At 38.9% G+C, this 9255-nt stretch carries 10 protein-coding genes; 8 read left to right on the top strand and 2 right to left on the bottom strand.

Going from position 1 to position 9255, the window contains the following annotated elements; all coding sequences use genetic code 11:
• Positions 1–226: 226 nt before the first annotated feature.
• Together recF and yaaA are read right to left on the bottom strand one after the other, a co-directional pair.
• Complete coding sequence (recF, locus tag E4T71_RS07300; protein WP_135038526.1) at positions 227–1327, bottom strand: DNA replication/repair protein RecF; 1101 nt, start codon at positions 1325–1327, stop codon at positions 227–229.
• A gap of 2 nt (positions 1328–1329) precedes the next feature.
• The gene (gene yaaA, locus E4T71_RS07305) at positions 1330–1686 is read right to left on the bottom strand and encodes a S4 domain-containing protein YaaA (RefSeq protein WP_135038528.1); all 357 of its coding nucleotides are present in this window, start codon (positions 1684–1686) and stop codon (positions 1330–1332) included.
• Between the two features lie 122 nt (positions 1687–1808).
• Here yaaA and E4T71_RS07310 point away from each other — a divergent pair, with 122 nt between their 5' ends.
• The 8 genes from E4T71_RS07310 to E4T71_RS07345 all read left to right on the top strand — a co-directional run bounded on the left by E4T71_RS07310 (position 1809) and on the right by E4T71_RS07345 (position 9024).
• Entirely contained in the window at positions 1809–3065 is a 1257-nt protein-coding gene (locus E4T71_RS07310) for a pitrilysin family protein (protein WP_135038530.1), read from the top strand.
• Positions 3062–4327 carry a pitrilysin family protein gene (locus tag E4T71_RS07315; RefSeq protein ID WP_135038532.1) on the top strand — a complete coding sequence of 422 codons (1266 nt, stop codon included), beginning with the start codon at positions 3062–3064 and terminating at the stop codon, positions 4325–4327. The genes E4T71_RS07310 and E4T71_RS07315 overlap by 4 nt, the downstream gene beginning before the upstream one ends.
• A gap of 18 nt (positions 4328–4345) precedes the next feature.
• A complete protein-coding gene (locus E4T71_RS07320) occupies positions 4346–5245 on the top strand; it encodes a helix-turn-helix domain-containing protein (RefSeq protein WP_135038534.1) in 900 nt (299 codons plus the stop codon).
• Positions 5246–5252: 7 nt separating this feature from the next.
• A complete protein-coding gene (pgsA, locus tag E4T71_RS07325) occupies positions 5253–5792 on the top strand; it encodes a CDP-diacylglycerol--glycerol-3-phosphate 3-phosphatidyltransferase (protein WP_135038536.1) in 540 nt (179 codons plus the stop codon).
• On the top strand, positions 5792–6619 hold the full coding sequence (locus tag E4T71_RS07330) for an energy-coupling factor transporter ATPase (protein WP_135038538.1): 828 nt from the start codon (positions 5792–5794) through the stop codon (positions 6617–6619). Before pgsA ends, E4T71_RS07330 begins: the two co-directional genes overlap by 1 nt.
• A complete protein-coding gene (locus E4T71_RS07335) occupies positions 6595–7434 on the top strand; it encodes an energy-coupling factor transporter ATPase (RefSeq protein ID WP_135038540.1) in 840 nt (279 codons plus the stop codon). Before E4T71_RS07330 ends, E4T71_RS07335 begins: the two co-directional genes overlap by 25 nt.
• Positions 7427–8221, top strand: coding sequence for an energy-coupling factor transporter transmembrane protein EcfT (locus E4T71_RS07340; protein ID WP_135038542.1), 795 nt, complete (start codon positions 7427–7429; stop codon positions 8219–8221). The genes E4T71_RS07335 and E4T71_RS07340 overlap by 8 nt, the downstream gene beginning before the upstream one ends.
• A 116-nt stretch (positions 8222–8337) precedes the next feature.
• Positions 8338–9024: a peptidoglycan-binding protein gene (locus E4T71_RS07345; protein ID WP_135038544.1), complete on the top strand. Its 687-nt coding sequence runs from the start codon at positions 8338–8340 to the stop codon at positions 9022–9024.
• The last annotated feature ends 231 nt before the right edge of the window (positions 9025–9255 follow it).

The following is a 9255-nucleotide window of genomic DNA, read 5'->3' on the forward strand; positions in this document are numbered from 1 at the left end:
AGTCTACAAACTGGCTAATGAGACGTGCTTCATGAGTTTCAGGGATGTCCCAAGCAATAGATAGTTCAAGGCTGAGTTGATTTGTGTTATACTGTTTATACATTTTATGTCTTTCTAGTTGTTTTGTGGTTATTATAATTATAAAGCATAAAATGGAAAAGGAGCAATTCTAGTTTGGAATTGCTCGCTTTTTTATTTTATAAGTTAGTTTTTGCCCAGCCTCTTTTTATAGTGTTTCCGGTAGAATTTCTCCCTGGTGAATGTTAAAAATTTGTAAATCTATAGGTAAAGTTTGTAAATGATCAAGTGAAGTAGTTGTCAAGAATGTTTGTATATCCCCACTGATGGCTTCTAATAATTTTGTTTGCCTTTGATTGTCCAATTCACTCATGACATCATCTAGGAGAAGGATTGGGCTTTCTCGAGTAACCTCTTTAATAAGTTGAATTTCTGCTAATTTTAAAGATAGGATGAGGCTTCTTTGTTGTCCTTGACTTCCAAATTTAGCATCCATGCCATTGATTGCAAATTGAACATCATCCCGATGGGGCCCGATGCTAGTTGTTCTTTTAAGGATATCGGTTTGCCGTTTTTGAAGAAGTGTTTCTGCCAATTCTTTGACAAGAAATTGTAAATCAAGTTGTAAATCAATCGAACTTTCGTATTGAATGGTGAGATGTTCATTTTCTTGAGACAAATATTCTTGTTGTTTTTTAGCAACCGTCTCTAAATCATTTAGAAATTGAAGACGGTGCTGGATAACCCTAGCTCCATATTGGGCCAATTGTTCATCTAGTACGTCCAAATAATGAGGATCAATGCTCTGTGCAGACTTTAGGTAGGAGTTTCGTTGTTTAAGGATATGTTGGTAGTGAGAAAGTTCTGCTAAGTAAGTAGGTTTGATTTGTCCTAAATCGATATCAATAAATTTACGACGGAGATTGGGACTTCCTTTGATTAATTGTAAATCTTCCGGGGCGAATAAGACAACATTCATATGTCCAACGTAGTTTGAAAGTTTGGCTTGTCGGAGATGGTTGACTTTCGTCATTCGTCCTTTACTGGTCCAAGAGACTTCTAAAGGGAGAGTCCCTGTCAACTTAGAGAGGACACCTTGTAAACGGAAATTATCCGAATTAAATTGTGTTAATTCCTTGTCAAATCGAGTTCGATGACTTCGAGTTAGGGCTAGAAAATAGATGGCTTCAAGAAGGTTTGTTTTTCCCTGAGCGTTTTGGCCTAAGAAAACGTTTAGTCCTGGTTGAAACTGAAGGTTGACATCCTTGTAATTTCGAAACTGGTGTATTTCAAGTTCTTTTAACCACATAGTTAGCGACCTGGGAATCGTACAGGCTTCTTTTTGTCCCGAGTAGGTTTAGTGGAAGGCTGTTTTTTATTAAGTTCTTTTACTAATTTAGCGATTCGTTCTTTTTCTTTTTTGGCTTCCTGATGTTCGAGGAGTTCCTCAGAACTTGGTGCTTGAAGCTGTATTGTCAAATCTAAATCTGGAATAGAAACGTGGTCGTTAAGATATAATTTTTTACCACGACGGTTTTCCTCCTGGCCATTTAAGAGGACTGTTTTTTCTGCTAGGAAGGCTTTGACAGCACCTCCACTTTGAATAATTCCAAGATCCTTTAGTAGTGCCTGTAACGTAATAAAATCATCAAATAATTTGTAGTTCATAATATACCTCTGGGGTTATTATAGCATACTGATTCTATTCCTGCTTTCTAGTATGAAAAGTGGGTTTTTAACGGGATTAGTGGTATAATGATATCCTATATAGAATTAATTTCGAGGTGGTTATGGAATTAGTAAATGGCGTACATTTACATGTCATAAATAGTCATAAATTCAAGAGCAATGTTATCAAGATTCGCTTTACATCTACCTTGTCTCGGTACTCTGTCTCAGCGAGAGCTATTGTGGCTGCAATCTTAGAAACTGCCAATAAATCCTATCCTCGGTTAAAGGATTTACAGAGATACCTATCCTCCTTATATGGTGCTGAGTTGTCAACTTCTGTTCATGTTATTGGAAATTTACATGTTGTTGACATCGATTTGATTTTTGTAAAAGATCGTTTTTTGAGTAAGAAGCAGTTTTTAATTGAGGGAATCTTTGATTTGATTTACTCCGTATTGTTTACTCCCTTAATTGAAGAAGATGCGTTTGCTCCATCCTTGTTTCAAACTGAGCAAGAGAATTTAATAGAGGTAGTGGAGCGAGAGAAGGAAAACGATTTTAGTCAAGCTCGGAATGAAAGTTTTAAAGTTTTCTACAATGATCATCCGGACTTGTCCTTGTCAAATTATGGGAATAAGGAATTACTTGAGTCTGAAACGGCTCGCTCTGCTTACCGAGAATTTAAACGGATGATGCGAGAGGACAGGATTGATTTTATCTTTTTCGGTGAATTTCCGGAAAAGGTGGTTAAGGAGCGTATTCGGAGCTGGAATTTGAATGCTCGAGAAGAGTTGAGCACTTTTAATCATTTTCAGCCAGTCAATTCAATCGTACGAGAGAGATTCCAGAAGGCTATGGGGCAACAATCAGTTTTGGATTTGGCCTATTTTACGCCAATTTTTCGGGATGAAAAATCTTACCCGGCTTTAGTTTTGTTAAATGCTTTGTTAGGACAGTTCCCACATTCCTTTCTTTTCCAAAAAATTCGAGAAGAGGAAGGCTTGGCCTATACTGTGGGGAGTCAACTCCATGTATTTTCACATCTTTTTCGAATTTATGTAGGTTTTGAGGCTTCGAATCGCAATGTCATCTTTAAGCAGATTCGACAAGAGATGAATCGCATACGAAGAGGCTTCATTAGCGAAGAACAATTACTCATGAGTAAAAAGATGTTATTGGATCTCATGATCCAGGTAGAGGATTCGCCAATGGCTATGGTGGAGAGAACCTATCAAACGGCTATGTTTGGAGCAGCCTATGGGTTAGATGGTTCATTTCAAAAAGCTTTGGAAACAGTGACAGCGAAAGATATCCAAACAGTTGCTCGCAGTTTACAGTTACAGTCAATGATATTTTTAGAAGGGAGTAATGAATGAGAAAACTCGAAGAAAAACGTTTTTCTAGTATTGATGAGACCTTGTTTACCTATCGTTTTTCCAATGGTTTTTTATTACGGATGCTCCCTAAAAAAGAGTTCAAAGAACAAGCTGGTTTACTAACCGTCAATATTGGTAGCCTAGATTGGGATGAAAGCGAGCCTGCTGGATTACCCCATTTTTTAGAACACAAAATTTTCGAGACAGAGTCTGGAGAAGATTTTTTACTCAAGTTTACAGAGTCAGCAATTGATAGTAATGCCTTTACAAGTTTTGGATATACGGGTTACACATTTTCCTCTAGTAAGGAGATTTCTGCTAGTACACGATTGTTGTTAGAAATGATATCTAGCTTTACAACATCTCCGAAAGCAGTGGACAAGGAGAAAGAAATTATCCTTCAAGAGTTAGAAATGTATAAAGCTGATCCAGATCAAGTTTTGTATACCGAGGCCTTGGCTAGAATGTACCCACATACGCCATTGGCAATGGAGATTGTAGGTAGTCGGGAGTCGATATCACAAATCAATTTAACAGATTTACAAAGAATTTACAGAGATTACTACCAAGCTCAAAACATGCAACTGTTTTTAATTGGTGATTTTGACCCTGTGGAATTGATAGAGTTGTTGGAGGATAGTGTTTTGAGGTTGTCAAATCAGACGGATTCAAGACCTCTTCGAAATCCCCTTTCTTATCAATCTGTAAAGTCTGGAGAATCGATTCGCATGGACGTTTCAAAAGCAAAGTTGGCCATTGGCTTACGGGGGAATCAATCTTTACAACAAGAAGAAATCTTTGTCTACAAAGTCAAGCTGCAATTGTTTTTCTCCTTGTTGCTAGGTTGGACTTCGCAACGTTACCAAGACTTACTGGATTCAGGGAAGATTGATTACTCTTTTCAATTTGAAATCGAAGTTCAAGAGCTTTATCACCATGTATTTTTTTTCTTGGACACTGATGAACCTGTTTCCTTCTCTCATCAATTGAGGACTATTGTGAAACGTTTTGAACAATCAGCTGATTTGTCGGAAGAACACCTTGATTTATTGAAGAATGAGATGTATGGTGATTTTATCCGACAATTGGATCACTATGATTTTATATTTAACAATTATTTAGTTGGGATTGAGGGATTGAATCTTTTTGATCTTCCAGCAATCCTCCCTAATATTCATCTTGTCGATGTGCTTGAAGTTGGACGTGAATTTATTGAAACCTGCGACATGATGGATTTTACTGTTTTACCGAATTATACCTAGAAAGAGAAGGACCCTGATATGAGAAAAGTGACAATCGGTGAAGTACTGCGTCGTGAACGTATTCATCAAGGAAAAAAGTTGAGTCAAATTCAGAAAGCTGCAGATATTCAAGTTGAATATCTAGAGGCTCTTGAGAATAATGATTTTGACCAGTTACCTAGTCCATTTTATGCCCGTTCGTTTATCAAAAAATATGCTTGGGAACTAGGCTTAGACGATAAAATTTTACTTGCGGCTTATGAAAATGGATCGATGGTTGCCTATGATGAAATTGAAGTAGATGAGGAATATGGACGTACGACACGGATTGAAAGACGTAAGATAAAATCTTACCTACCTGTATTTTATTTTGTTCTTATATCTTTGGGAATTCTTGGGTCAGTTGGTTACTTTGTATGGAATTACTCGACCAATCATGTTTCTGAAACCCCGATAACGAGCTCTAGTACGAGTCAGGAAGAGAAGGTTGCAGATAAAGAAAAACAACAGGAAAAATTAGACATTTCTGTTTCCACTCATGCTGGGGTTACGTATGTAACAGCAGCAGGAGCTAGTGAATCTGTTGAATTGAAGATTAGTCGGTCTCAAAACACGGATACTTGGGTCAGTGTTTCTGAAACGGCAGCTGCAAGTGGAATAGCCTTAACTTCAACGAATCCAAGCTTCACAGAGGAGTTGGTAACCAATTACGAATTTTACATTGGACTAGGAGATCTGAGCCTAGTAGAAATGACTCTAAATGGAGAAAAAGTCTCACTCGAGAATCTACCTGTGGAAACAACCACACTCGTCTTGCGAACAAGCTCAACAGCTATTCAAAATTCATCCGAAGATAGTTCATCAGAAAGTAGTTCCACATCTGATGAAGTTTCAACTAATACAGAATCAAGCCTTCAAGATGAGGGCTTAGAAGAGTGAGTTATTTATGAAAAAAGAAAATATCCCTAACCTTTTAACCCTCATAAGAATCGCCATGATTCCTATCTTTATTCTGATTCTTAGTCTACCGAATCGCTCCGATTTACATTGGATTGCAGCTTTGATTTTTGCAGTAGCTAGTTTTACAGATTATTTGGATGGCTACTTGGCTCGTAAGTGGCAAGTGGTTTCGAATTTTGGCAAGTTTGCAGACCCTATGGCTGATAAACTCTTGGTTATGTCTGCCTTCATTTTGTTGGTTGGACTGGGGTTTGTTCCAGCTTGGATTGCAGCTCTCATTGTTTGCCGGGAGCTAGCTGTGACAGGCTTGCGTTTGCTTCTTGTTGAGCAGGGAGGAACGGTTTTGGCTGCGGCAATGCCTGGTAAAATCAAAACCTTCTCCCAAATGTTTGCCATTATTTTTTATCTATTCCATTTCACTCTATTAGCTGACATTACGCTTTACATCGCCTTATTCTTTACCCTTTATTCAGGTTATGATTACTTTAAAGGGGCTTCCTTCTTATTTAAGGATACGTTTCAATAATGAAAAAAAATAGTATTGAGGTTCGCAATCTTAGTTTTCGATACCAAAAAGAAGATGTTCTCCCTACTCTGGATCAGGTAGAGTTCCACGTGAAACAGGGGGAGTGGTTGTCAATCGTAGGACATAATGGTAGTGGGAAATCTACCTTGGTACGCCTATTAAATGGGCTATTAGAAGCCGATCAAGGACAAGTCTTGATAGATGACCAAGTATTAACCCCTGAAAATATTTGGGAAAAACGGCAAGAAATGGGGATTGTTTTCCAAAATCCCGATAATCAGTTTGTCGGTGCGACAGTCGAAGATGATGTCGCTTTTGCCTTGGAAAATAATCAAGTTAGCCCTGAAAATATGCGCTTGCGAGTAGAGGAAGCACTTAAGACTGTAAATATGTGGGAATTTCGAGATCGAGAGCCTGCTCGCTTATCTGGAGGACAAAAGCAACGGGTAGCCGTTGCAGGTGTCCTAGCCTTACAGCCTAAAATCCTCATTCTTGATGAAGTGACCAGCATGCTAGATCCAGAAGGTCGTAAAGAACTGATGGAGACTATCGCGGCGATTCGAAGACAGCAAGATATTACAGTCTTATCCGTCACTCATGATTTGGAAGAAGTAAGCCTAAGTGATCGGGTCTTGGTTATGAAGAAAGGGCGAGTGGAATCTATTCAAACACCTAATGAGCTCTTCCAACGACCAGATTTAGAGGATGTAGGGTTAGATCTTCCTTTTACACGCCAATTACTAGAACTACTAGATTTAGATGTATCTAGCTACCTATCAGAAGAAGAATTGCAGGACTATTTATGGGAATTACAGTTTCCAAAGTAAGCTATAGCTATCAAGCTGGAACACCTTTCGAGGGACCAGCCTTGTTTGATATTAATCTAGAACTTGCTGAAAAAAATTACACAGCTATTATTGGTCATACAGGAAGTGGAAAGTCAACACTTCTCCAACTACTTAACGGCCTCTTACTACCGACTAATGGACAGGTTCGAGTTGGAACTCTTATTTTAGAGGCTGGAAAAAAACAAAAGGACATTAAACAGGTTCGAAAACGGATTGGTATGGCCTTTCAGTTTCCAGAAAGCCAGTTGTTTGAAGAGACTGTCTTAAAAGATGTTGCCTTTGGCCCTCAAAATTTTGGTGTTTCTAAAGAAGCAGCCGAACAATTAGCTAGAGAAAAACTAGCTCTAGTGGGGATTGATGGAGAACTATTGGAGCGTAGTCCTTTTGAACTTTCTGGTGGACAAATGCGTCGTGTAGCTTTAGCAGGAATTTTAGCTATGGAACCAGAAATACTGGTTCTTGATGAGCCAACTGCTGGTTTGGATCCCGCAGGGCGGAAAGAGTTTATGCAGTTATTTGCTAAATTACATGCAGAAGGGATGGGAATTATCCTAGTGACTCATCTCATGGACGACGTAGCTAATTATGCTGATTATGCCTACCTTCTTTCAAATGGGCGACTTGAAGCACAAGGACAGCCTAGAGATCTTTTTCAAGATGTGGAGCGAATGAATGAACTCCATCTAGGTCTGCCGAAAGTAACCCAGTTTGCTCTAGGATTAAGAGAAAAAGGAATGATGTTTGATTTCCTCCCCACAACACTAGCAGAATTTAAGGAGTCCTATCATGGATAAGCTTATTTTAGGTCGCTATATTCCCGGTGATTCCGTTATTTATCGCTTAGATCCCAGAGCTAAATTACTAGGGATGTTTGCCTTTGTTCTCATGATATTTTGGGCCAATAATTTTATGACTAATATTGTCATTCTATTGGTTACAGGGCTTCTCTTATTACTGTCAGGTTTACCCATTAAAGTCTATTGGGATGGCTTAAAACCGATGTGGTTCCTCATCTTCTTTACGATTAGTTTCCAGTTGTTTACCTTGAATTCAGGAGAAGTATTGTTTCAGTTTGGTTGGTTGACAGTTACAGATACTGGATTGACTCAAGCCGGAATCATATTTGTCCGTTTTCTAGCGATTGTCCTCTGGTCAACTGTTCTAACCTTGACAACAATGCCTCTTACACTAGCAAGAGCGATTGAATCTCTCTTAAAGCCTTTAAACCTATTTCATTTCCCAGTCCAGGAAGTTGGTCTGATGTTGTCAATGAGTTTACGTTTTATTCCAACCTTGATGGATGATACGGTCAAGGTTATGAATGCTCAGCGAGCGCGTGGAGTTGACTTTGGAGAAGGGAATTTAGTCCAAAAGGCCAAGTCCTTTATTCCTATTTTGATTCCATTATTTGCTTCGAGTTTTAAACGTGCAGATGCCTTGGCGACAGCCATGGAAGCCCGTGGTTATCAGGTCGGTTTACCACGAACAAGCTATCGTAAACTTCAATGGCACTTTCGAGATACCTTGTCACTTCTTTTACTAGTCTGTCTAGCACTGGCTCTCTTTTTCCTTAAAAATTAGCTTTTATTACAAAAAAAGGGTGTAAATATCATCTCCTTGTAACAAACGTTACTTTTTCTATAAGAAAAGGTAATAAACAGCCTGTATGATAGGTTGTAGGAAAAAAGGAGAAAAGAATGCGTAAAGATCAAAAACAAAAGTATAGAAATTTTGGAATCCTGTCAGCGGCTTCTGCCCTTGTAATTGGTGGGACTGTACTGGCAGAAAACTATACTGGAAGTCAAGAAACTACGTCTTCAACTATTAAAAAGACAGAAACTGCAGCTTCATCGAGCTCAGTAAGAAAATCTACATTTTCAGATAAAAAAGCAGCTTCTAGAGAAGAAAACAACGAGGTTACTACAGAAAAAGTGGGAGAGCTATCTGAATTCACAGAAGAAGGCATGGGTGTTCAAGCGCAGGCTAGTACACCTGCTTCACGGCAGGAAGCCATTGAAGTGATTTCCCTTTCAAATACTGCAGAAACGTATACTTATGCAGCGCCTGTAAGTTTACCAGCTGCTCAAGGAAATTATTCAAACACAGTAGCGGGCTCAGCTGTATTGGCTAATGGCAATACTGCTGGGGAGCATGGAATCTATGCTGCAGCCCGTATGGCAGAGTTGACAGGTGTATCCGCTTCAACGTGGGAAAACATTATTGCTCGTGAATCAAATGGGAATATCTATGCAGCCAATGCATCTGGTGCAAGCGGACTTTTCCAGACTATGCCAGGTTGGGGATCAACTGCTAGTGTAGATGATCAAATTCAAGCGGCTTACAATGCTTACAGTAATCAAGGCCTAGCTGCTTGGGGATATTAATAGTAAAATCCTAAAAAAGAATGTCTAAGATTGGAAATCCTTACCTAACTGTAAAGATTTCAATCATTAAAAAGGGAACATACACGGTGTATGTTCCCTTTTTTGGTTCTTTGTCAAGTTGTGTGGAATCCTTGAAAACTGACAATGTAGAATAAAGACAATCTTCTTCCTCCCCTCCTTAGAGGGGAGGGATTTTTAGATAGAGTGGACAGCAGGAGTCTGCATCCAGTA

Source organism: Streptococcus sp. WM07 (assembly GCF_004570525.1).
Lineage (GTDB): Bacteria > Bacillota > Bacilli > Lactobacillales > Streptococcaceae > Streptococcus.

Bases quoted from the DNA above. Each gene is read 5' to 3' on its own strand.
- E4T71_RS07330 (WP_135038538.1), top strand. From the start codon at position 5,792: ATGAAAAAAAATAGTATTGAGGTTCGCAATCTTAGTTTTCGATACCAA.
- E4T71_RS07340 (WP_135038542.1), top strand. From the start codon at position 7,427: ATGGATAAGCTTATTTTAGGTCGCTATATTCCCGGTGATTCCGTTATT.
- yaaA (WP_135038528.1), bottom strand. From the start codon at position 1,686: ATGAACTACAAATTATTTGATGATTTTATTACGTTACAGGCACTACTA.
- E4T71_RS07315 (WP_135038532.1), top strand. From the start codon at position 3,062: ATGAGAAAACTCGAAGAAAAACGTTTTTCTAGTATTGATGAGACCTTG.
- E4T71_RS07335 (WP_135038540.1), top strand. From the start codon at position 6,595: ATGGGAATTACAGTTTCCAAAGTAAGCTATAGCTATCAAGCTGGAACA.
- E4T71_RS07310 (WP_135038530.1), top strand. From the start codon at position 1,809: ATGGAATTAGTAAATGGCGTACATTTACATGTCATAAATAGTCATAAA.
- E4T71_RS07320 (WP_135038534.1), top strand. From the start codon at position 4,346: ATGAGAAAAGTGACAATCGGTGAAGTACTGCGTCGTGAACGTATTCAT.
- pgsA (WP_135038536.1), top strand. From the start codon at position 5,253: ATGAAAAAAGAAAATATCCCTAACCTTTTAACCCTCATAAGAATCGCC.
- recF (WP_135038526.1), bottom strand. From the start codon at position 1,327: ATGTGGTTAAAAGAACTTGAAATACACCAGTTTCGAAATTACAAGGAT.
- E4T71_RS07345 (WP_135038544.1), top strand. From the start codon at position 8,338: ATGCGTAAAGATCAAAAACAAAAGTATAGAAATTTTGGAATCCTGTCA.